The organism is Edaphobacter sp. HDX4, assembly GCF_036877565.1.
In the GTDB taxonomy this organism is placed as follows: Bacteria; Acidobacteriota; Terriglobia; order Terriglobales; family Acidobacteriaceae; genus Edaphobacter.
Map to the genome: position 1 here is coordinate 34,440 of NZ_JAEDXW010000014.1, position 21,342 is coordinate 55,781.

17 protein-coding genes are annotated in these 21,342 nt (G+C 56.6%); 15 read left to right on the top strand and 2 right to left on the bottom strand.

Annotated features, from left to right (window positions below; translation table 11 throughout):
- Nucleotides 1–8: 8 nt before the first annotated feature.
- From JAO29_RS14235 to JAO29_RS14265, 7 genes are all read left to right on the top strand, one after another.
- Nucleotides 9–1,295 carry an MFS transporter gene (locus tag JAO29_RS14235; protein ID WP_334268906.1) on the top strand — a complete coding sequence of 429 codons (1,287 nt, stop codon included), beginning with the start codon at nucleotides 9–11 and terminating at the stop codon, nucleotides 1,293–1,295.
- A complete protein-coding gene (locus tag JAO29_RS14240) occupies nucleotides 1,292–2,464 on the top strand; it encodes an L-rhamnonate dehydratase (RefSeq protein ID WP_334268907.1) in 1,173 nt (390 codons plus the stop codon). The genes JAO29_RS14235 and JAO29_RS14240 overlap by 4 nt, the downstream gene beginning before the upstream one ends.
- Nucleotides 2,465–2,474: 10 nt before the next feature.
- On the top strand, nucleotides 2,475–3,500 hold the full coding sequence (gene araD1, locus JAO29_RS14245; RefSeq protein ID WP_334268908.1) for an AraD1 family protein: 1,026 nt from the start codon (nucleotides 2,475–2,477) through the stop codon (nucleotides 3,498–3,500).
- A gap of 22 nt (nucleotides 3,501–3,522) precedes the next feature.
- The gene (locus tag JAO29_RS14250; protein ID WP_334268909.1) at nucleotides 3,523–4,404 is read left to right on the top strand and encodes an NAD(P)-dependent oxidoreductase; all 882 of its coding nucleotides are present in this window, start codon (nucleotides 3,523–3,525) and stop codon (nucleotides 4,402–4,404) included.
- 20 nt (nucleotides 4,405–4,424) lie between these two features.
- Nucleotides 4,425–6,623, top strand: a complete 2,199-nt coding sequence (locus JAO29_RS14255; RefSeq protein WP_334268910.1) for a glycoside hydrolase family 3 C-terminal domain-containing protein — start codon at nucleotides 4,425–4,427, stop codon at nucleotides 6,621–6,623.
- A gap of 138 nt (nucleotides 6,624–6,761) precedes the next feature.
- Complete coding sequence (locus JAO29_RS14260) at nucleotides 6,762–7,430, top strand: TetR/AcrR family transcriptional regulator (RefSeq protein WP_334268911.1); 669 nt, start codon at nucleotides 6,762–6,764, stop codon at nucleotides 7,428–7,430.
- Between the two features lie 69 nt (nucleotides 7,431–7,499).
- Nucleotides 7,500–8,345, top strand: coding sequence for a DUF308 domain-containing protein (locus JAO29_RS14265; protein ID WP_334268912.1), 846 nt, complete (start codon nucleotides 7,500–7,502; stop codon nucleotides 8,343–8,345).
- Here JAO29_RS14265 and JAO29_RS14270 read toward each other — a convergent pair.
- Together JAO29_RS14270 and JAO29_RS14275 are read right to left on the bottom strand one after the other, a co-directional pair.
- A complete protein-coding gene (locus tag JAO29_RS14270) occupies nucleotides 8,240–9,580 on the bottom strand; it encodes a sensor histidine kinase (protein ID WP_334268913.1) in 1,341 nt (446 codons plus the stop codon). The genes JAO29_RS14265 and JAO29_RS14270 overlap by 106 nt on opposite strands.
- 58 nt (nucleotides 9,581–9,638) lie before the next feature.
- Nucleotides 9,639–10,319: a response regulator transcription factor gene (locus tag JAO29_RS14275; RefSeq protein ID WP_334268914.1), complete on the bottom strand. Its 681-nt coding sequence runs from the start codon at nucleotides 10,317–10,319 to the stop codon at nucleotides 9,639–9,641.
- Between the two features lie 185 nt (nucleotides 10,320–10,504).
- On the opposite strand from JAO29_RS14275, the gene JAO29_RS14280 reads away from it, so the two are divergent.
- The 8 genes from JAO29_RS14280 (at nucleotide 10,505) to JAO29_RS14315 (ending at nucleotide 21,309) form a co-directional block, all read left to right on the top strand.
- Nucleotides 10,505–12,142, top strand: coding sequence for an alkaline phosphatase family protein (locus JAO29_RS14280; protein WP_334268915.1), 1,638 nt, complete (start codon nucleotides 10,505–10,507; stop codon nucleotides 12,140–12,142).
- Between the two features lie 36 nt (nucleotides 12,143–12,178).
- Nucleotides 12,179–13,228 (top strand): YncE family protein, encoded by a 1,050-nt coding sequence (locus JAO29_RS14285; RefSeq protein ID WP_334268916.1) that lies wholly within the window; start codon nucleotides 12,179–12,181, stop codon nucleotides 13,226–13,228.
- A 24-nt stretch (nucleotides 13,229–13,252) separates the two neighbouring features.
- Nucleotides 13,253–13,759, top strand: coding sequence for a hypothetical protein (locus tag JAO29_RS14290; RefSeq protein WP_334268917.1), 507 nt, complete (start codon nucleotides 13,253–13,255; stop codon nucleotides 13,757–13,759).
- Nucleotides 13,760–13,788: 29 nt separating this feature from the next.
- The gene (locus JAO29_RS14295) at nucleotides 13,789–16,782 is read left to right on the top strand and encodes a TonB-dependent receptor (protein WP_334268918.1); all 2,994 of its coding nucleotides are present in this window, start codon (nucleotides 13,789–13,791) and stop codon (nucleotides 16,780–16,782) included.
- 465 nt (nucleotides 16,783–17,247) lie between these two features.
- On the top strand, nucleotides 17,248–18,741 hold the full coding sequence (locus tag JAO29_RS14300; protein ID WP_334268919.1) for an amidohydrolase/deacetylase family metallohydrolase: 1,494 nt from the start codon (nucleotides 17,248–17,250) through the stop codon (nucleotides 18,739–18,741).
- Between the two features lie 176 nt (nucleotides 18,742–18,917).
- Nucleotides 18,918–19,349, top strand: coding sequence for a DUF3299 domain-containing protein (locus JAO29_RS14305; RefSeq protein ID WP_334268920.1), 432 nt, complete (start codon nucleotides 18,918–18,920; stop codon nucleotides 19,347–19,349).
- Between the two features lie 5 nt (nucleotides 19,350–19,354).
- Nucleotides 19,355–20,062: an ABC transporter ATP-binding protein gene (locus JAO29_RS14310; RefSeq protein WP_334268921.1), complete on the top strand. Its 708-nt coding sequence runs from the start codon at nucleotides 19,355–19,357 to the stop codon at nucleotides 20,060–20,062.
- Nucleotides 20,059–21,309, top strand: coding sequence for an ABC transporter permease (locus tag JAO29_RS14315; protein WP_334268922.1), 1,251 nt, complete (start codon nucleotides 20,059–20,061; stop codon nucleotides 21,307–21,309). Before JAO29_RS14310 ends, JAO29_RS14315 begins: the two co-directional genes overlap by 4 nt.
- Nucleotides 21,310–21,342: the final 33 nt, after the last annotated feature.

Here is a 21,342-nt window from a genome sequence, read left to right on the forward strand (position 1 = left end):
GCCGATCAATGAACTCCTCGGGCGTCTCCTCGGGCAAGCTCTCCAGCGGCGGTGCAGACCGTCGCTGGTACTCCGTCGCGCTTGTAACCGTCGCCATCGCAATCAGCTACTTCGATCGCCAGACGCTGCCCGTCGCCATTGCCGCGATCCAGCACAACATCCCTCTCTCCGACCAGCAGTTCTCTTATCTCCAGACCGCCTTCCTACTCTCCTATGCCGCGCTTTACATCGGCGGTGGTCGCCTGCTCGACCGTCTCGGAACCCGCCGCGGGTTCCTCATCATCATGCTCTGGTGGTCCATCGCCTGCGCGCTGCATGGCCTCGCCTCTGGCTTTATGCTTCTGCTCTCCGCCCGCTTTCTCCTCGGCATGGGCGAAGGAGGAGCCTTCCCCGCCGCAGTCCGCGTCGTGGCTGAGTGGATTCCGGCGGAGCAGCGCTCCACCGCCGTCGGCATCATCAACGCTGGAACGGCTGTTGGATCCGTCCTCGCGCCGCCGCTCATTGGCTTCATCATCCTGCGCAGCGGCTGGCGTGCTGTCTTCTTTGCAGCCGGGGCGATCGGTATCGCCTGGGTGGTCTGGTGGGCGGTGTCCTACCGCAACAACGACCTTACCCTCTCCGCGAACACCCTCGACGCGCGGCTTCTCGCCTATCGTCTCAGTCTCCGTGAATTGCTGGCGTTCCGCAGCGTTCAGACCATCGTCTTCGCGAAGTTCATGAGCGACTCGGCCTGGTACTTTCTCCTGTTCTGGCTTCCAAAGTACCTCTACGATGCGCGGCACTTCGATATCAAGCAGGTCAGCTACTATGCCTGGATCCCCTATGCTGCCTCAGGCGTCGGCAGCTTCCTCGGCGGACTGCTTTCCAGCTCCCTGCTTCGTCGCGGGTACTCGCTCGACAAAGCCCGCAAGATCGCTCTCGGCCTGAGCGCTGTCTTCATGCCCGTGGTCATGCTGGTGCCGCTGGTTCCGGTACAAATGGCCATCCTGCTCTTTAGCATCGCCTTCTTCTGCCAGCAGTCCTGGTCCGGTCTCATCATGACCCTCCCCGCGGACATCTTTCCGCTCTCAGCCGTCGGTACTGTCTCCGGGCTGGTCGGTTTCGGGGGAGCCATCGGAGGAGCGATCTTCGGCATCGTCGCCGGATATCTTCTCGGCCACGGCTTCGGTTACGGGACGCTCTTCGTTCTGGTTGGAACCTTTCACCTCATCGGCTTCCTCGCCATCCTCTTATTCGGCGGCAGGATTCAACCCCTTCGCAGTCACGATCTCCAGGAGATAGAGAGCAACATATGAAGATCACAGAAGTTCGCACTCGCGTCGTACAGTGGGAAGGCAAGACCGTTCCGCTTCCGCCGCATTTCTGCACCAATCCGATGGATCTCGTCAGCTATCGAGCTGCATCCATGGGCAACTTCGCCTTCCACGGCTGGGTACTGGTCGAGATCTTCACCGACTCCGGTCTCGTTGGTCTGGGCAATGCCGCGCTCTCGCCCGTCGTCACAAAATCTCTCATCGACACCTACCTTAAGCCTGTCCTGCTCGGCGCCGACCCCTGGGACATCGAGTTCCTGTGGCAGCAGATGTATCGCCGCACCATGGCCTTCGGGCGCAAGGGTGTCGCCCTGACCGCCATCTCTGCGGTCGACATTGCCCTCTGGGATCTCCTCGGCAAAGACGCGAAGCAGCCCGTCTATCGCCTGCTCGGAGGCCGTACCAAGGAACGCATTCCCGTATACGCAAGCCGCCTCTATGCCATGCCTATCGATGAGCTTCGCGCAGAGGCCCAGCGCTACAAAGACGAGGGCTATAAGGCCATGAAGCTCCGCTTCGGCTGGGGACCGCTCGATGGCCGTGAGGGCATGATGAAAAATGTCGAGCTCGTCCGTAATGTGCGCGAGGTCATCGGTGAGGGTATAGATCTGATGACCGATGCCTACATGGGCTGGACTCTTGACTACGCCAAACGCATGCTCCCGCTGATCGAGCCCTTCGGCATACGCTGGCTCGAGGAGCCTGTTATTCCCGACGATACCCGCGGCTATAAAGAGCTCAAGAGCTACGGCCGCGTTCCTATCGCGGGCGGCGAGCACGAGTTCACCATCTTCGGCTTCCGTGAGCTGCTCGAGAACAATGCGCTCGACTACATCCAGTTCGACACCAACCGTGTCGGCGGTATCAGCCAGGCACGCAAAATTACCGCACTCGCGGAATCCTTCCAGGTGCCCGTCGTCCCCCACGCCGGGCAGATGCACAACTATCACGTCACGATGGCCAGCCTCAACGCTCCCATCTCCGAGTTCTTTCCAAAAGTGGATGTCGAAGTCGGCAATGAACTCTTCTGGTACATCTTCGACGGCGAGCCCGTCCCCACCGACGGCTACATCGATCTCGATGAGAACACTCCTGGCCTCGGGCTCACCGTCAATGAGGAATCTCTCAAACGTTTCACGGTGATCGGATAAGGAGTCCACTATGCCCACTCATCTCGTGCAGATTACCGATGGCTCCTCCCGACGAATCGCTCTCGTTGAGGAGCCGCATCTCCGATGCCTCACCGGAGTCTCCAGCGTCTACGAACTCGCTCAGAATTGCATCGATGCGTCGGAGTCGATGTCTGACAAGGCGCACTCGCTAGCCACCGGAGAGACCCTCTCCTACGACGACATCTACTCTGGCCGTTCTCCCTGGCGTCTGCTTCCGCCCATCGACGTTCCCGGCGAGCCTTCGCGCCTGTTGGTCGCAGGCACTGGCCTCACCCACCTCGGCAGCGCCCGTCAACGCCAGGCAATGCACCTCGCGGACAAAAAATCCGAGCAGGAAGAAGAGGCTGCCCTCACCGACTCCATGCGTATGTTCCGCTGGGGCGTCGAAGGCGGCCGCCCGGCGGAAGGCGCAGTCGGCATCGCGCCCGAATGGTTCTATAAAGGCGACGGTTCTGTCCTCCGCGCTCCCTTTGAGCCCCTCGAAATTCCTTCGCATGCCGAGGACGGAGGCGAAGAGGCCGAACTCGCTGGCGTCTACCTGATCGCGGAAGATGGCACGCCCTTTCGTATCGGCATCGCTCAAGGTAATGAGTTCTCCGATCACAAATTCGAGAAGCGCAACTACCTTAACCTCGCCGGCTCCAAGCTCCGCGCCTGCAGTCTTGGACCCGAGCTCGTGGTCGGGGCATCCTTCGGCGACATCTCCGGCGAGGTCCGCATCGAACGCGACCGTGAGACCCTTTGGTGCAAGTCCATCGCCAGTGGCGAGCACAACATGTGTCATAGCCTCGCTAATCTCGAGCACCACCACTTCAAATTCGCCGGGCACCGTCAGCCCGGCAGTGTCCACGTCCACTTCTACGGAGCTGACGCACTCTCCTTTGGGGAGGGCATTGTCCTCAAGGAGGGCGATCTTGCTGAAGTGCGTTTTGAAGGCTTCGGCCGCGCTCTGAAGAACCCCATTCGGGAAGAGGTAAAGTCGAGCCAGGCCGTTCGAGTGCGCTCGCTCGCCTAACCTGGAGAAAAAGGAAAACCTCATGGAAAAAATATCCGTCGCATTGCTCGGCCTCGGCACAATGGGCAGCGGAATGGCCACCAATCTTTTGAAGGCTGATTTTGAAGTTACCGTCTACAACCGCACAGCGAGCCGTTCTGAGCCGTTTGCCGCACAGGGAGCCAGGGTCGCTTACACTCCCGCCGAGGCTGCCAAGGGAGCAAAACTCATCCTCACCATGCTCTCGGACGACAACGCATCACGCCAGACCTGGACCGGCCAAGACGGTGCGCTCGCCGCAGCCGAACCCGGCGCAGTCCTGGTTGAGTCCAGCACGGTCAGCCCGGAATGGATCTCTGAGCTCGCACAACTGGCTAAAAATAGGGGGCTGGATCTCCTCGATGCACCGGTTACCGGGAGCCGCGCTCAGGCTGAGGCAGGCAAGCTCAAATTTCTCGTTGGAGGCTCGGAGCAGGCCCTCGCGAAGGTCACTCCTGCCCTAGAGGCCATGAGTCAGGAGATTATCCATCTCGGTCCCGTCACCAGCGGCGCCAAGATGAAGCTACTGAACAACTTCCTCTGTGGTGTCCAAGTCGCATCCCTCGCCGAGGGCATGGTGTGGCTTGAGCACAGCGGTCTGGATCGGGAAAAGGCGCTGGAAGTCCTAAAGACCGGAGCTCCCGGCAGCCCGCTGCTCGCGAACATCTCCGCGCGGATGACGAGCGGTGAGAACACGGTTAACTTCCTCCTCAGTCTAATGGCGAAGGATCTCTCCTACGCCCACGCCGCCGCCGCGCAGACTGGCGTTGAACTCACCACGGCTACCAACGCCAAAGAACTCTTCGACCGCGCCGCCGCTGCAGGATATTCCGACAGAGATATGTCCGCCGTGGTCGAGGTCCTTCGCCACCCCGTCAAATCCTAACTATTCGCCACAGGAGCGCCATGTACAGCAGTCCGCTTTCAGTACGCCTCAATGCAACGAAGCACCGTCTGCTCAGCCTGGCGCTCCTCGCCTGTTCGGCCACCGCACTTGCACAATCCGCAGCACGGCCGGTTTATCTCGATCCATCCCAGCCCACGGACAAACGCGTGGCTGACCTCATTGGCCGCCTCACCCTTGAAGAGAAGGCTGCGCAGCTCAATCATCTGAACAAAGGCATTCCCCGCCTCAATATCCCCATGTGGGGCGGCTGGAACCAGACCCTTCACGGCGTCTGGTCCAAGGAGCCGACCACACTCTTTCCAGCGACCATCGCCATGGGAGCGACCTGGGACCCCGCTCTCGTCCACACCATCGCCGATGCCATGTCAGACGAGGCCCGAGCCCTGTACAACAGCGGAGCTGAAGGTCCGCGTTCCCGCCATGGCCTTGTCTACCGCTCGCCTGTCATCAATCTCGTTCGCGATCCCCGCTGGGGCCGCATTCAGGAGGTCTTCAGCGAGGACGCCTTTCTCACCGGGCAGATGGGCGTCGCCTACGTTCGCGGCCTGCAGGGTGACGATCCTAATCATCTGAAGCTCGCCGCCACGATCAAACACTACGCCGTCTACAACGTGGAGAACGGTCGCCAGCACCTCAACGCTGAGGTCGACGATCGCAACCTGATGGAATACTGGCTGGCTCAGTGGAAGATCGTCGTCACCCAGTCCCATCCTCAATCGCTGATGTCCTCCTATAACGCCGTCAACGGCACGCCGGACGCCGTCAATCATCGTCTCCTCACGGATATCCTTCGTGGACAGTGGGGCTTCGACGGCTTCGTGACAGACGATTTGGGAGCTGTTGCCCTGCTCACCGGCAGCCGCAAGGGCTCCACAGAAACCGGCCAGCGCCTCACAGAGGATCCCGTTGAAGCTACCGCCCTTGCAATCAAGGCAGGCAACGACTCCGACGATACCGAATTCGAGACCAACATCCCGCTCGCAGTGCAGCGCGGTCTGCTTACGACAGCCGATGTCGACCGTGCACTCGCCCGAGTCCTGCGTGTCGGCTTCCGGCTGAATGTCTTCGATCCTCCGGGCACTAGCCCCTACAGCAAGATTCCGAGTTCCGTAGTTCGCTCCCCGCAGCATCTCGAACTAGCCCTTAGGACGGCGGAAGAGTCCATCACTCTCCTCAGCAACCGCAACAACTTCCTTCCGCTCAAACAGGAGCAGGTCCACTCCGTCGCAGTGATCGGCCCGGCCGGGGACGACGAGTACGAGACCGGCAACTACTATGGCAAGCCTGCCCGCAAGGCCGGGCCGTTGGCAGGACTACGCGATCTGCTCGGTACGAGTGTGCAGGTGCAATACGAGAAGGGAGCCGGTTTCACCGATTCCGCCGACCCTGCAGCCATCAGCCGCGCCGCGGATCTCGCCCGCAAGTCCGATGTGGCTCTCCTCTTCCTCGGGACCAATCTACACGTCGAGGCTGAAGGTCGTGACCGCCGCAATCTCGATCTTCCCGGAGCACAGGAGCAGCTTCTCGAGGCCGTCTATGCTGCTAATCCCAAGGCCGTTCTCATCCTTATGAACGCGGGGCCGCTCGCCGTCACCTGGGCGAACGATCATGTGCCCGCCATCCTCGATGCCTGGTATCCCGGCGAAGCGGGAGGCACTGCCATCGCCCGCGCACTCTTCGGGAAGGATAATCCCGGCGGCCATCTGCCCTACACGGTCTACGCCAGCCTCGACGGTGTGCCTCCGCAGAACGAATACGACATCTCCAAGGGATACACCTATCTCTATTTCAAAGGTGTTCCGCTCTACGCCTTTGGTCACGGCCTCAGCTATACCCGCTTCGACTACAGCCACCTCAAACTCTCTGCCACTACCGGCGCTCCCACCGACACCCTCCAGGTCTCCTTCGATATCAAGAACGTCGGCGACCGCGAGGGTTCAGACGTTGCCCAGCTCTATACTCATCAGCGGCAGAGCAGCACCTATCAGCCCATCCAGAGCCTGCGCGCCTTCGAGCGCGTGACTCTCCAGTCTGGCGAGAGCAAACATATTCAGCTCAATCTCCCGCTCTCCGAACTTGCCTTCTACGACGCCCACGCCAAAGCATTCCGCATTGAGCCCGGCGTCTTCGACCTCATGATTGGGACCGCCTCCGACGATATCCGCCTCCGCTCCCACATCAACGTAATAGGGCAGTGAAGAACATCTCTTGAGGTTCCGTCGTCGAACGACTCATGAATTCTTCAAATCGGTTTCCATCGTCTACAAAACTAACCGAACAGAGACGGGCTGACCTGTGGGGCAACAAACATCAGCTCATCGAGTGGCGCCAAGACGATGCGCGTTCTTAAGTTCAACTTTCACCGGTTCCACGTGAACCCAAGAAATTTGCAACCAAGCCGACTAGTTGGTAGTCTACTTTGCATGCAAGGGGAAATGGCAGAACGCATTCTGAAGACAGCGCAGGCGCTGATGGTTGAGAGAGGATACTCCGCCTTTAGTTACGCCGACATTTCGGAAGCGGTAGAGATCAGGAAACCAAGCATCCATCATCACTTTCCGACAAAAGCTGGACTGGCAGTGGCTGTTCTCAGATCACATCGCGAAAGGCTGGTCGAAGCGACCGAACAGCTCGACCAGCAGATCGAAGATCCCTGGAGACGCCTTCAGGCCTATGTCCAGTACTGGGAGGGGTGCATTCGAGGACGAACAATCCCATTCTGCGTTGCTGCACTCATGGGAGCGGAGCTTCCATCCTTGCCAGAGGAAGTACAAGCCGAAGTGCACCTGCATTTCAGGACATTGGGCGAATGGCTTGAACGAACCTTGAAAGCGGGCATGAAGATGGGTGTTATCAAACTGCAAGATTCGGCAGCAACAGAAGCCCAGACGTTGATGGCGATCGTACATGGGGCTATGCTCTCCGCGCGCGCCACTGGCGAGTGCGACGTCTTCCAACTCGTCACCGGGGCAGCCCTCAAGCGTATCGCCGCCGCAAAGCACTAAACAGTGGAGGTTGAAATCTGGCCTCTGACCTGTCCGATAAACCTACCAACTAGAAGATAGTGAGACTCTATGCAAACCAGACCCTATGAACCAGCCCGCTCCTTGCGGAACCTTTACTTCGTCCGAACGGTATTCCAGTTAATTTGGGCAGCCGCGGTGCTCTCGACAGCACTTACGCACCCACGTTTCGCTGCCGTCCTGCTGATCCTGTATCCGGTATGGGATGTCGCCTGCACTCTTCATGATCTCAGGACTTCGAGCCCCACAGCGAGCGCAAGGACTTCCCAGTTCATCAACACACTTCTGGGCAGTGCTACTGCTCTCGGGATAGCCTTAACGGTCTTTAGCAAACCGGCATACTCCATCGCAATCTTCGGTGTATGGGCGCTGGCAGCTGGCCTACTTCAGCTCGTTTCCGGGCTCGTTCGTCGCAAGCAACTCGGTGGACAATGGGCGATGATCCTGAGCGGCGCTCAATCCACTGCAGCTGGCGCTGCATTTGTATTCGGCGGACTTCGCGGAAAGTTTCATACAAAGGACCTGGCCGGCTATGCCATCTTCGGCGCGATCTACTTCCTCATTGGCGGAATTCTGCTTAGTCGAAAGCTCTCCCAAATCTCAGCAGCGCAGGGAGGAGCCATCGCGCTTGGACTCCTATGTCTCATCGCGACTCCGGTCGCCCGCGCTCAGGCTCGCGAAGCCAGGAACGTTGTTGTGGTGCATGGTGCCTTTGAGAGTGCAGATAGTTCAGATCGGAGCTGCTGGTTGAAGGAGACGGTGGGAACCGAACACTTGATAGCGGATCAGACTTACTGCAGAGGGGAGAGTGAAATCTGTCCGTTCAATACAGGGAACTGGACGGAGAATCTACTCCCGGTTACTGCGTCCGACTTCGCTGCGATTGATCCTGAGTGAACCTCGACGATCCACTTTGCTATCGCCAGTCCGAGCCCGGAACCTCCCTGATCGCGATTTCGTGAAGTGTCGACCCGATAAAACCGATCGAAGATCTTCTCGATCTCGTGCGAAGCGATTCCTATCCCGCTGTCTATCACATGGAGAGTGGTTCCGGCGTGATCCGAAGCTAGGGAGACGAAGATCTGACCTTGTTCAGGCGTATATTTGAGGGCGTTATCGACCAGTATTGTGATCAGTCGGCGTAGCAGCGACAGATTGCCGAGAATCCAGCAGTCCTGTTGAATGTCCGTCTCCAGAGCCTGAAGTTTTACTTCGGCGCGAGTCCTGAATGCGGTACAAGTCTCCTCCAGTACTTCAGAGAAGGGAACAAGTGAGAGCTGAATATTTTGATTGCAAGCATCCGCTCGTGAAGCTGCCAGAAGATCGTCAAGAAGTTGGGTTGTGGCTTCACACTCAGCCAAGATAGTCTGCATTGCCTGCTGATACTCAGCAACGGAGCGTTCTCTTTTTACAGAAACCTGAGCGGTCGCCAGCATGACGGTAAGCGTCGTCCGGAGGTCGTGCGAGATATCACTGGTGAACTGTGTGAGGCGCAACACGGCAGTCTCGAGCCTGCTCAGTAATTCGTTCCATGTGGTCGCTAGCCGCTGAATTTCATCTCCCGTATTTGGTACGGGGAGGCGTTTGCGCAGATCGTGAATGCTGATCGTCTGTGCAGTTCGTGTCATGCGATCGATGGGCTCCAGCGTACGGTGCGCTAAAAGGAGTCCCCCTGCTACTGAGACAAAAAGTAAGAGTGGAATGGAAATCAGATATGAATTTCTCACCATTCTGAGAATGGTGTAATGTTCGTCGACCTGTCCGGCGAGCGTCAACCGGTACTGTTGCCCGCGCAGGGTAATGACCTGTTGTAGAACTCTCATCCTGTGGCCCGACACGCTCACCATACTGAAGCACGGTTGTTCGCAAGCAGTCGAAGGCCACGGCAAATCTCTTGTACTTGCCTGGTAGCGGTAAATAGCGTGACCGTGTAAATCGGCAACGCCTAATAGATCGTTTTCAGGACTAACAAGGCTGAATTGATAGATCAATCGGCTAAGCGGTAAAGAGGAGAGCGGCTGCTGGTTGACGAAATGAACAAGTCGTACCGTTCGTTTCTGAAGGGTCTTTTCTCTAGAACTTGCCAGCGCTTTTTGTAGATAAAAAAAAGAAAATAATCCGAGGGCGCTCATGCAGGCGATCGTGAGAGCCATGTACCACAAGCAGATACGAAAGCGGAGCGACCGATGACTAGGAAGCACCATGAGCAGAGAAACTATATCCGATGGACCGAATGGTCCGAATGAGGCTGGGATATCCTTTCTGATCGACTTTGGAGCGCAGACTAGAGATATAAAAATCTATGGAGTTATCGCTTACATCGGCATCGAAACCCCATCCAGCTTCGATGAGTTGATCACGGGAGACGACCTGATTCATCCTCCTCATCAAGAGCTCAAGGATAAGAAACTCCTTGCGTGTGATAGGGATCTCCTGCCCATCTCTTCTGAGAAGATGTTGCGCACGATCCAGTTCAAGCGATCCCACCGTGATGCTATCGCTGGACGCCTTATGACCACGTCGGCCGACGGCCCGCACGCGCGCAAGTAAATTGTCGACTTGAAATGGTTTGGTCAGGTAATCGTCTGCACCTAGATCAAGTCCGCGGACCATGTCAGGCATGCTGTCCCGAGCCGTCAACATCAGAATAGGAACCGTAAGCCGCTTCGTTCGCACTCTGTTGAGGATGGTGAATCCGTCTATCACCGGAAGCATGACATCGAGAACCACGACGTCGAAGTGATCGCTTGCGATCAGTTCCATACCCTCGTCCCCACGATAGGAGAGGAATACGTTGTGTCCATCTTCTTTCAGGCTCTGCTGGAGGACCTCACCGATTCGCTTGTCGTCCTCAATCACCAATACGTTCATGGTTCGATTGAGCATGATCCCTATGAATTATCGTGTGCAGGTTCGTGAATAGTCTGTTACTGCTGCCCGCTTCTCAGCTTGTCCTAAGGAACACCGGCTTGAATCAAGCCATACCCGATTGCAAATGCACAGAGCCGAGATTTAACGTGCGGATGCCTGCGATCGGTTGAGGAGAGTGGGTCTGCATGAAGAAGTATTTTGTAGTCGCCTCGTTGCTTGCACTGCAGCCGAGCCTTGTTCTAGCAGCCGGTAATGCTGGTCTACCGATTCACCAGCCAAAGCTGATTGTAGCCATCGCGGTCGACCAGTTTCGATATGACTACACGACCCGTTTTCGCTCGCGATACCAGGCTGGCCTCGAGAAGATGCTTTCTGAGGGTGCGGTCTATGTGGACGCGCATCAGGATCACTATCCCACGGTGACGGCGACGGGGCACGCGACGTATCTGACAGGATCGGTACCTGCAACCAGCGGCATTATCGGTAATGAATGGTATGACCGTAAGTCGGGCAAGGTGATCACCTCTGTAGAAGATGCAGAGACAAAGCTACTTGGTGTGGATGGCGAGAGTGTGGGTTCATCACCGCACAACCTTGTCGTGAGCACGCTTGGCGATGAGCTGAAGATTGCCGATCGCGGCGCTTCAAAGGTGATCGGAATTTCAATGAAGGACCGTGCGGCCATCCTTCCGGCGGGGCGCATGGCCGATGCCGCGTACTGGGTCGACAACACAACAGGTGCGGTTGTCAGCAGTACGTGGTATCAGCAACAACTGCCGGATTGGGTCTGCCAGTTCAACGATCAGAAGGTTCCGATGAAGTCGCTTGGCGCGAGCTGGTATGCGGTTGGAGCCGCGGGTTCGGCGGCGAAGCCTTTGATGGTGCTTCCGACGACGGCAGGGAAGTCGTTCTTCTCGCAGTGGGAAGAGACGCCGTTTGCGAATGACATGCTCGAGGAGTTTGCCGAGCAGGTCATGCAGCACGAGAAGCTGGGTCAGCACAATGAGACGGACATTCTGACGGTCAGCTTCTCTGCGAATGATCACCTGGGACATGCCGTTGGGCCGGACGCCCCCGAAGTTGAGGACATGTCGGTCCGGACGGATCGAACTATCGGCAAACTGTTGGATGCTGCAGTGAAGCAGGCGGGAGGAAGGCAGAATGTGCTGGTCATCCTGACTGCGGATCACGGCGTAGCTCCTGTGCCTGAGGTCAACCAGAAGCGCAAGATGCCCGGCGGCCGCCTGGATAAAACGAAGTACATCGCCACCGTGGAAGCCGCTCTGGAGAAGAAGTTCGGAGAGGGTAAGTGGGTGATTGCCACACAAGAGTCGGGCTTTTATCTCAACGATGAACTGATTGCGCAGAAGAAGCTGAAGCACAGCGTGGTTGAAGATGAGGTTGCATCTACCGTGATGACTCTGCCGTATGTGGCACGCGCGTACACACGCACCCAGCTGCTCCGTCATGAGGCGACACAGTCGCAGATCGATGAATATGTAGCTCGGGCCTTCTACCCGCAACGTGGACCGGATGTGCTGGTGGTCGTCAAGCCTTACTACCTGTTTGGCAAAGAGGGCACATCCCATGGATCTCCATACGACTACGACAGCCACGTACCGCTGATCTTCTGGGGTGGCGCGGTCAAGTCGGGTGTTTACAGCAAGACGGTTGGCGTCAGTGACGTTGCTCCAACGTTGGCGGCAATCCTTCAGATCCAGGCTCCGAGCGGATCGGTCGGTCACATTCTTACCGATGTAGCTCAACCCTACCTCATCCACGCTCACCGTCCTTCTGCGGCCGCTGCCGCACAACACGAGTAAGTTCGAACCTCGCAATAACAAGAAAAGGAAGTACTGATGAAGAAGATGATTGCTCTCACATTCTTGTACGCCGTAACAGTATTTGTGCCGGTACACATGATGCACGCAGCCAGCGCTCCACAGACACCTGTGACTCTGAAGAGCTGGACTCCATTACCTGGTATTGAAGGTGACTTCGACTTTCTCGCGGTCGACCTGAAGCGTGATCACCTCTTCGTCGCGGCAGAGGAGCATCACACCGTCGAAGTCTTCGAGGCGAGCACGGGCAAGCACCTGCAGAGCATTACGGGAGTGAAGACTCCGCACACGCTCGCGTATGTTCCAGAGAAAGACGAATTGATTGTTGCCGATGGTGGGGACTCCTCCTGCCTGTTCTTTTCTGCCGCGGACTTTCATCGCGTAGACCGCGTTCAGCTGATTGATGGCTCCGTTACCGGAAAAACGGATTCGCCGGATGTGGGCTACTTCGATGCAAAGAAGCACCTGTTTTTCATCGGGAATGGCGGAAAGTCGGCGAATCTTCCTTACTCCGAGATCGCGGAGATTAATGTCGATACGCACGCGATTGTCGGCAGGATCCGTGTAGAAGGAATCAACCTTGAGGCCATCGCGGTCGACGATGCAAACGACAAGCTCTATGTAAACATTCGCGACAAGAAGCAGATTGGTGTCGTTGATCTGAAGACATCGCAGGTGGTTGATACGTGGACCACACCGGACCTGAACCTGAATACCTCGATGGCGTTTGATCAGGCGAACCACAGGCTGTTTGTGGTGGGACGCAAGCCGGGGCTGCTCTACGCGTTCGACATGAATACGGGCAAGGTCGTCGATAAGCAGTCGTGCGTAAACATCGCCGACGGCATGATCTGGGACCCGCAGATGAAGCGCATCTATGTTGCCGGTTCGCAAGGCCTGTCGATCTTTCGCCAGGAAAGCAAGGACCGCTACAGCAAGGTGGCCGATCTGCCTACGAACGGTGGAAAGACAGCGTTGCTGATTCCTGAACTGAACCAGCTTTATGTCATTCATCCGAAGACGACCATCGACGATGCGGGTCTGCTGGTCTATCGCGTCAACCAGTAACAAAGGATAACAAAGGAGAAAATCATGATTAATCGAATCGCAGCAGCAGGTCTAACGATACTGGTGTCATCCGCTGGATTGGCGGCGCCGAGTCTCACAGCACAGCAGCCCCTCCCTGCCAACTACATTCGTGTGGAGGCACCGATGGCGCAGCGTCTGACCGTTGCTACCAAGCAGCACCATCCTGAGATTGTGAAGTTGGGATTGCATGCCACACCACCCTCCGCGACGGACAACGCCATCATTGGGAGCGATGCGCCGGCGAAGATTGGTAAGAAATCTTCGGACAAGGACATGCAGAAGGTGGCCGCGGCAAAGGAAAACGCCGAGCGCATCGAGAAGGATGGGATCTACGATCTCTTTCTGCCTTTGACCGACGCCAAAGGGCGCGACATCGGGCAGGGCTTCGTGGTGATGGAGGTTCCCTTCAAGAACGCAAGCAACCCGGAGCAGGCTCTGAAGATTGGCGAGAAGATTCGTGACGAGATTCAGCGCGAGATTCCCAGCCGCGATGCACTGTACCAGCAATAGATCCTTTGGACGTCTCTCAGGAGCCATTTATGAAGAAGCTTGCCGTTTTTCTCCTTCCATTTGTTTGTCTACTGTCGGCTCTCGCTCAGACCGACCGAGGTACGCTTACCGGCACGGTGACTGACGCGGGAGGCGCTCGACTCGCAGGAGCGGAAGTTGTTCTTCATTCATCGGCAACGGGACAGGATCGTCTCAGCAAGACGAACGACGAGGGCGTGTTTACGATTGCCTCTCTGCCGGTGGGGAGCTACGTCGCGCATTTTTCGGCGGATGGCTTCGCACGGCAGGAGGTGAACAATCTCACGTTTGAGGTAGGGCAGACTCGATCGCTGATCATCAAGCTTTCCCTGGAGAGTGTGTCCTCGCAGGTCGAGGTGACGAGTGCCGATTCGGGCTTGGCCACGTCATCGGCTGAGATTGGTGGCGTCGTTCATGGTAGCCAAGCTCAGGACCTTCCTCTGAATGGGAGGAACTACGTGAGTCTGGTGTCGCTTGTGCCGGGAGCAATCGACTCCGGCACAGGTACGCAGGACCAGGTCCGGTTCGCGGGACTTTCGGCGGAAGACAACTCGTGGCACCTGGATGGCGTGGATAACTCCGGCATCAACCATCAATATCAGAAGGTGGCGATTCGTCTGCAGCCCTCGACCGAGGCGATTGCGGAGTTTCGTGCCAACAGCACAGCCTACGGCGCTGACCAGGGTGGAACCCCAGGAGGCCAGATCGAACTGGTCTCGCGGTCCGGTACCAATGCGTTTCACGGATCGGCGTGGGAGTTCATACGAAACGATGTCTTCGACGCAGCGCCGTGGGGTTCAAACGGATCGCTTCCTCCTCTTCGTCTGAATAACTTTGGAGCGAACCTCGGTGGCCCGATTCTAAAGGGAAAGCTGTTTTTCTTTGCCAACTACGAATCTTTGCGGCAGGTCCTTGATCAGGTAGTGACAGGGTCTGTTCCCAGTGCGTCGTTCCGCACGGCCGTTCTTGCCAAGTCGCCTTCGCTGTCTCCCATTCTTGCGCAGTACCCGACCGGTACGGTTCCAACCAGCAACCCGAATGTGATGACATGGTACGGCAGCGGGCGCCAGATCGATCACGAAGACTCTGGTCTGTTGCGTGTCGATTACCATGCAAGCGAGCGCATGAATGCTTTCGCACGGTACAGCACAGATCACTATTCCCTTATTACTCCCGGCAGCCTTACAGGATCTGCCTTTACGACCCTTGCGACTCCCAGTATCGTGTTGGGACTGCAGAATACGATCACGTCAAACCTTATGAATGATGCGCGCTTCGGATTCAACCGAGCAGCGTTCACGCAAGGTGAAAATGGCACCTTACCCTTTGCCGTTGTGGTGACGGGCCTCACAAAGCTGGATGACGCGACCGGCTCGGTTCGGTATGACAATTCATTTACCTTTGTCGACGATGTAACGCTTGTGCACGGCCGCAATACTGTGAAGTTTGGTGCGACCGTACGACGTGTGCAGGAGAACAAATCCTCGCCGAGTGTTGCAGACGAGATCTACACCTATACAAGCCTTCCGAACTTCACTAACAATGTCATGGACTCCGACAGCTATGCGGGCGTGGTGCCGTTGACCGGGCAACGCATGACGGAGACGTTTGGCTATGTGATGGATCAGTTTCAGCTGTCGCCTCGTTTCACGGCGAACCTGGGATTGCGGTACGAGTACTTCGGCGTAGATCACGAGGTCCTGGGCCGCGGGATCGTAGTCGATCCTTTGAATTGCGCCAACGTCATCTGCCCTGCCGGAACGCAATGGTACAAACCGAACCTTGCCGACTTTTCCCCGCGCATCAGTGTGGCATGGCAGCCTGAGTTGTTGGGCCACAAGAGCGTCATCCGTGCAGGCTTTGGAATCTACTATGGCGACGGTCAGTTCGGAAACCTCGGTACGCCGATCGGGAATCTGGCGACCAAGTACACTCTCACCCAGAAGCAGGCTCCGGGGCTTAGCTATCCGACAGCACCATACCTGGGAGCGGTTTCCTATAGCTTCAGTCCTTCGGGATCCCCGATCAATCGCCGCGATACGGCCTCCAATCAATGGACGCTGTCCGTGCAGAACGAGATCGCGAGAAACACGATCTGGCAGATTGCGTATTTCGGCAACAAGACCTCCCATGTGTTCTCCGACGTTACGCTCAACGGTATCAATCCCAATACGGGGAAGCGACCATACTCCGGTTACTCGACGATCGACTACCGCGGCTTCACCAACGACGCTCATTCTCACGCCTTCCAGACGAGTCTGCAGCGCAGTATGAGCACGGGCCTGCTGATCTCGGCGAACTACCAGTACTCGCATTCGATCGACAATGGCGGATTGGGCGGCGGCGAGGCGGTAATTCCGCAGGACTATTACTGTCACCGGTGCGAGATCGCGTCCAGCGATCAGGACATGCGTCACTATTTCTCATCGAGTGCGATCTGGCGGCTGCCGATCGGCAAGGGGCATGCGTTGCTGTCGAATGCATCACGCACAACAGAACTGTTGCTCGGTGGGTGGCAGTTTGGGGCGATCGGCACAGCGCGTGCGGGACTGCCGGTGAACATCACGATGAGCCGCAGCGCATCGGACCTCCCCGATCAGCTGAACAAGAACCAGCGCCCGAATCTGGTGCCCGGAGTATCGCTCCATCCCTCCAACCCGACGCCGGGGAACTGGATCAACGTAGCAGCATTCTCCGCACCGGCAACGGGGACGCACGGCAATGCCGGACGCAATATCGCACGGGCTCCTGGATTGTGGCAGATGGATACCTCGCTGCAGAAGCGGTTCAGAATTACGGAGAGGCTTGGCGCCAGCTTTCGCGCAGAGGCCTTCAACCTGTTCAACGTGGCGCATTACGGTACGCCGGCTAGCGTGTGGGCCGCACCCACAAGTAGTTCCTCAAATCCCAACAACTTCGGGGTTATCACAACTTCGTTCAATAACAACCCTGTGGGAACTGGAACGCCGCGTGAGCTGCAGTTCATGCTTCGTATCGATTTTTAGACGCAACTCCTCTCCTGGGTCGGAAAGAACCCCGTGTGGCAACTGAATAAGGAGTGGGATACCTCCGAACCACTCTATTAACCCTCAGTGCGTGTTCTTTCGAGATCAGCGTAATTTGACCGGGCGCCATGCCAATGGCGCCCTATATTTTGGACGCGTGTGGAAACGCTGGTCATAGGTTGGGTGTCCGAACTATTGGACAACGCCGGTTCTTCCCCACAGGTGAGAATGGCGAGTTCCGTTACGACGGGCGTGTTGAAACTGGGGAGGCGAGCACCATGGGCCCTCTGATGGGTGGGTGGCCTAGCGTCGGCTGCAGGTATTCTGGCAAAACCTGACCTGTCCAAATCTGTAAGTCGCTGCCTAGGCTAATGGGCCTATAGTCGCAGGTGTTCGACCCGGATTACACTTGAAGCGCAAATATATCGTCGGGATATCTGTTCTCTCAGTCAAGGGGTAGTCGTGATGAATTTCAAGAGTCTTGGGGTCGTGGTAGTACTGACTGGAGTCACCCTCTGTTCTTCTCTAATTGCTCAACAAGCAGCACAAGCTCCCGGCCAACGTCCAACCGGGCGTCGGTCCTTTGCTCTTCCCCCTAACCCGCTTCCTTACGATCTTTTGCTTCAGCACGGTCATGTAGTGGATGCGAAGAACCACATCGATGCTGTGATGGATGTGGCAGTCAAGGATGGGAAGATCGCTGCAGTGGGCCAGAATCTCAAGGCCAGCGATGCTCTGAAGACCATCGATGTAAGCAATATGTGGGTAAGTCCTGGGCTCATCGACCTGCACGTGCATGTTTATGCGGGAACCGGCGAGCGTGGCTCTTATGCTGGCGATTACTCCGTCTATCCGGACGGATTTACGCTGCGCAATGGGGTGACCACGGCTGTCGATGCAGGTTCGTCTGGCTACAAAAACTTTCCCGACTTCAAGGACAAAGTCATCGATCGCTCCATCACCCGCATTCTTGCTGATCTGAACATCGTCGGTGCCGGCATGCGCGGCAGCAAGTACGAAGACAACCTGGACGATATGGATGGACAGGCGACGGGCGAGTTTGCGAAGAAGTATCCCGGAGTCATCGTCGGTATCAAGAGCGCACATTTCACCGGGCCCGAGTGGAAGCCCTATGAGCAAGCAGTTATAGCAGGCAACATTGCAAATATTCCTGTGATGATCGATTTTGGCGCGCGCCGTATCGAGAGGCCGTTATACGATCTTGTTACCAAATACTTGCGTCCTGGCGACATTTATACGCACTGTTTCTCGGGCAATCGTGGAGAGCAGGACGAGAAGACGGGCGGTCCCTCCAAGGCTCTCATTGCCATGCGTGAGCGCGGTATCTATTGCGACGTAGGCCATGGCGGCGGTTCCTTCGCCTTCTCCGTTGCAGCTCCTATTATGAGGTCGGGCTATCTACCCGACTCGATCTCGACCGATCTTCACGTCACATCCATGAACGGCAGCATGAAGGACATTCTTAATGTCGCCGATAAGATGCTCCTTCTCGGCGAAACAGTTCCTCAGGTGCTCACACAGATGACCTGGAATCCAGCCCGTGAGATCAAGCAGGAGCAGCTCGGCAATCTGTCGGTGGGATCGATCGCCGATGTTGCCGTCTTCTCAGAAGAACACGGAAAGTTCGGCTTTTACGATATGTTTGGCGCGAAGGCGATGGGCAACACAAAGCTTATCTGTGAGCTCACGATCAAAGGCGGCAAGATCGTCTACGATCTAAACGCGATGGAGTTTGATCTATGGGACGCTCCCAAGCACAGCTCCGACCCGGCTCTTGCAGGTCACTGGACAACATTTACTGTGCGTCCATTTGGAGCTACCCATCCAGGTCGCTGGCCTGTCTGGATTCCCGGGCAGCAACGTAATACGAACGAGTCTGGTCCACCGAACGTGTACAACATGCCCGCAGGGCAGCCGCCAGCTAAGCCAAACCGATAATCGGATCAGGTGATGGCTTGTCCGGGGCGACAAGCCATCTCTCCTGTAGTTGCACCAGTTCCAGCAATGTGCATCGCAGGCCAGACGGTGCAATCGGTTGACTAATTAGCGATCTTTAGCGTCCATCTATTAGGCCAGTGTTAGGCAAAGGGTGCACCCAGGTAGCCGGAGGTTTGATGAAAAAGCTCGCGTCGATCGTTCTCACAGGGGTGCTTTCGGTGGGTTTTCTCTTTGCTGCTCCCGCGAGCTCTGTAACGGTCACCTGGAATGTGCTCAAAACCTTAGACAAAACCAAGAAAAATACTCCTGCCGAAGCACTCAACGGCAAAGAGGTCACGATACCCGGTTTTATGGTTCCTTTTGAAGACGACGCGGAAAACGTCTCTGAGTTTCTTCTGGTACCCTTCGCCGGTGCGTGCATTCACGTACCGCCCCCTCCTCCTAACCAGATGATCTATGTAAAGCTTCCGAAGGGGAAGACGACTAAGTTTCCCTGGACAGATCCGATTTCTGTCACTGGTAAATTGCATATCTCTACGGTAGATAGCCCTTACGGCGATGTGTCCTACAACATGGACGGCGAAGTCGTAGCCCCCTATGAGGAATAGCTGACATGGAGGATTCAGCTTCTGTTGCCATCTCTCTTCGAGACGTTCGCTTTAGCTATCGCACTTCAAAGCCTATTCTTGACGTTCCTTCACTAGAAGTCCCTGCAGGGCATCGGGTTTTTCTTCATGGTCCGTCAGGCAGCGGCAAGACGACTCTTCTCTCGCTTATCTCCGGTGTGCTCGCTCCACAGAAGGGGAGTGTCTTCGTTCTCGGCCATGAGCTCACCGAGCTTACCGCCTCCGCACGCGACACACTACGTGGTTCAAAGATTGGCTACATCTTCCAGGGTTTCAATTTGATTCCTTACCTCACTGTTGCAGAGAATATCGGCCTGCCTTGCGAACTGCACGCCCCGCGCAGACGACGTATTACTGCTGGTTCGATCGCCGAAGAAGTGAAGCGGCTTGCTACCCGCCTTGACATTCACACACACCTGTCATCGCCTGTCACGCAACTTTCCACTGGCCAGCAACAGCGTGTAGCGATTGCTCGGGCTATCATTGGCTCGCCTTCATTGGTTGTTGCAGACGAGCCGACATCATCGCTGGATACCGATCGCCGCGATGCCTTCCTTTCGCTTCTGACCGAGATTACAGAGGAGACGCATGCTACCCTCCTTTTTGTCTCCCACGATGTCACGCTAGCCCCCCACTTCGATACCCTGTTGTCTCTTAGAGGAATCAATAAGCTTGCAGAGGGAGAGACCGCATGACCCTTCTACGTCTTGCCCTCAAGTCACTTCGTGCGCGAGCTCTCGTAACTTCTCTTACGATCTTTTCGATCATGCTGTCGATCATGCTGCTCGTGGGAGTTGACCGCCTGCGCGGAGCGGCCCAGCAAGGCTTTGCTGGAACCCTGTCTCATACCGACCTCATTGTCGGGGCGCGCGGCGGAGATCTTCCGCTTCTGCTCTCCTCTGTCTTTCACATCGGCTACGCGACCAACTCTGTTTCTTGGGAGACTTATCAGCACTTCTCTCATCATCCCGCGGTGAAGTGGACCATTCCCATATCCATGGGCGATTCCCATCGCGGCTATCGTGTCGTCGCTACGGATCAGAACTTCTACGATCACTATCAGTATCGTGGCGACCATCACCTGTCCTTTAAAGAGGGAAGAGCACCCAGCGGCCTGTTCGACGTCGCCCTCGGTGCTGAAGTGGCTTCACGGTTTCACTACACGCTGGGGCATAAGCTCATACTCTCTCACGGCATTCAGGAGAGATCCATTCTGAAGCATGATCGCTCACCTTTCACGGTGACCGGAATCCTGGCGCGGACTGCGACGCCGGTAGATCGCGCTCTTTACATCACTTTGCTCGGTGATGAGGCGATGCACTTTGACTGGACGGACGGAACGCCACCCGCCATAGGAGAACCGATGCGTCCGCTCGATCCCTCTAAACTCAAGGTCGACGAGATTACCTCGTTTCTCCTCGCTGCGAAATCGCGTGTATCCACGCTTTACCTTCAGCGAGAGATCAACACCTATAAACCTGAACCCTTGACAGCTATCATTCCTGGCCTAACGCTGCAGCAGCTTTGGCAGCTTCTCGACTATGCGGATGCCGCTTTGTCGATCGTCTCGGTGGCAGTGCTTGTTGTCGGTCTGATCGCAATGCTGATCGCTCTCTACACTGCGCTCAACGAGCGTCGTCGCGAGATTGCCATCCTGCGCGCCGTCGGCGTCCACATCCGTCAGATATTCCTACTCTTCCTCCTTGAATCCACGCTTATTGCTACTATAGGTACCGTGCTCGGCATCGCCGCAGTCTATGGTCTACTGTTCCTGCTGCGCCCCTATATTGAAAACCACTACGGACTTCCTATCGCCCTCGTCGGGCTCTCTTCCAGAGTTGAGATTTATGCCGTTTGCACTATCCTTGGTGCCGCTCTACTTGGAGCCATTCCCGCATTTCGGGCCTACCGTAACTCGCTTGTCGACGGTTTGAACGCGTAATAATCGTTCCGGTAGGTAATCCAAACGTGGTCC

Excerpts from the sequence above, each read along its gene's own strand:
- JAO29_RS14235 (WP_334268906.1), top strand. The coding sequence starts at position 9 with ATGAACTCCTCGGGCGTCTCCTCGGGCAAGCTCTCCAGCGGCGGTGCA.
- JAO29_RS14240 (WP_334268907.1), top strand. The coding sequence starts at position 1,292 with ATGAAGATCACAGAAGTTCGCACTCGCGTCGTACAGTGGGAAGGCAAG.
- araD1 (WP_334268908.1), top strand. The coding sequence starts at position 2,475 with ATGCCCACTCATCTCGTGCAGATTACCGATGGCTCCTCCCGACGAATC.
- JAO29_RS14250 (WP_334268909.1), top strand. The coding sequence starts at position 3,523 with ATGGAAAAAATATCCGTCGCATTGCTCGGCCTCGGCACAATGGGCAGC.
- JAO29_RS14255 (WP_334268910.1), top strand. The coding sequence starts at position 4,425 with ATGTACAGCAGTCCGCTTTCAGTACGCCTCAATGCAACGAAGCACCGT.
- JAO29_RS14260 (WP_334268911.1), top strand. The coding sequence starts at position 6,762 with ATGCGCGTTCTTAAGTTCAACTTTCACCGGTTCCACGTGAACCCAAGA.
- JAO29_RS14265 (WP_334268912.1), top strand. The coding sequence starts at position 7,500 with ATGCAAACCAGACCCTATGAACCAGCCCGCTCCTTGCGGAACCTTTAC.
- JAO29_RS14270 (WP_334268913.1), bottom strand. The coding sequence starts at position 9,580 with ATGAGCGCCCTCGGATTATTTTCTTTTTTTTATCTACAAAAAGCGCTG.
- JAO29_RS14275 (WP_334268914.1), bottom strand. The coding sequence starts at position 10,319 with ATGAACGTATTGGTGATTGAGGACGACAAGCGAATCGGTGAGGTCCTC.
- JAO29_RS14280 (WP_334268915.1), top strand. The coding sequence starts at position 10,505 with ATGAAGAAGTATTTTGTAGTCGCCTCGTTGCTTGCACTGCAGCCGAGC.
- JAO29_RS14285 (WP_334268916.1), top strand. The coding sequence starts at position 12,179 with ATGAAGAAGATGATTGCTCTCACATTCTTGTACGCCGTAACAGTATTT.
- JAO29_RS14290 (WP_334268917.1), top strand. The coding sequence starts at position 13,253 with ATGATTAATCGAATCGCAGCAGCAGGTCTAACGATACTGGTGTCATCC.
- JAO29_RS14295 (WP_334268918.1), top strand. The coding sequence starts at position 13,789 with ATGAAGAAGCTTGCCGTTTTTCTCCTTCCATTTGTTTGTCTACTGTCG.
- JAO29_RS14300 (WP_334268919.1), top strand. The coding sequence starts at position 17,248 with ATGAATTTCAAGAGTCTTGGGGTCGTGGTAGTACTGACTGGAGTCACC.
- JAO29_RS14305 (WP_334268920.1), top strand. The coding sequence starts at position 18,918 with ATGAAAAAGCTCGCGTCGATCGTTCTCACAGGGGTGCTTTCGGTGGGT.
- JAO29_RS14310 (WP_334268921.1), top strand. The coding sequence starts at position 19,355 with ATGGAGGATTCAGCTTCTGTTGCCATCTCTCTTCGAGACGTTCGCTTT.
- JAO29_RS14315 (WP_334268922.1), top strand. The coding sequence starts at position 20,059 with ATGACCCTTCTACGTCTTGCCCTCAAGTCACTTCGTGCGCGAGCTCTC.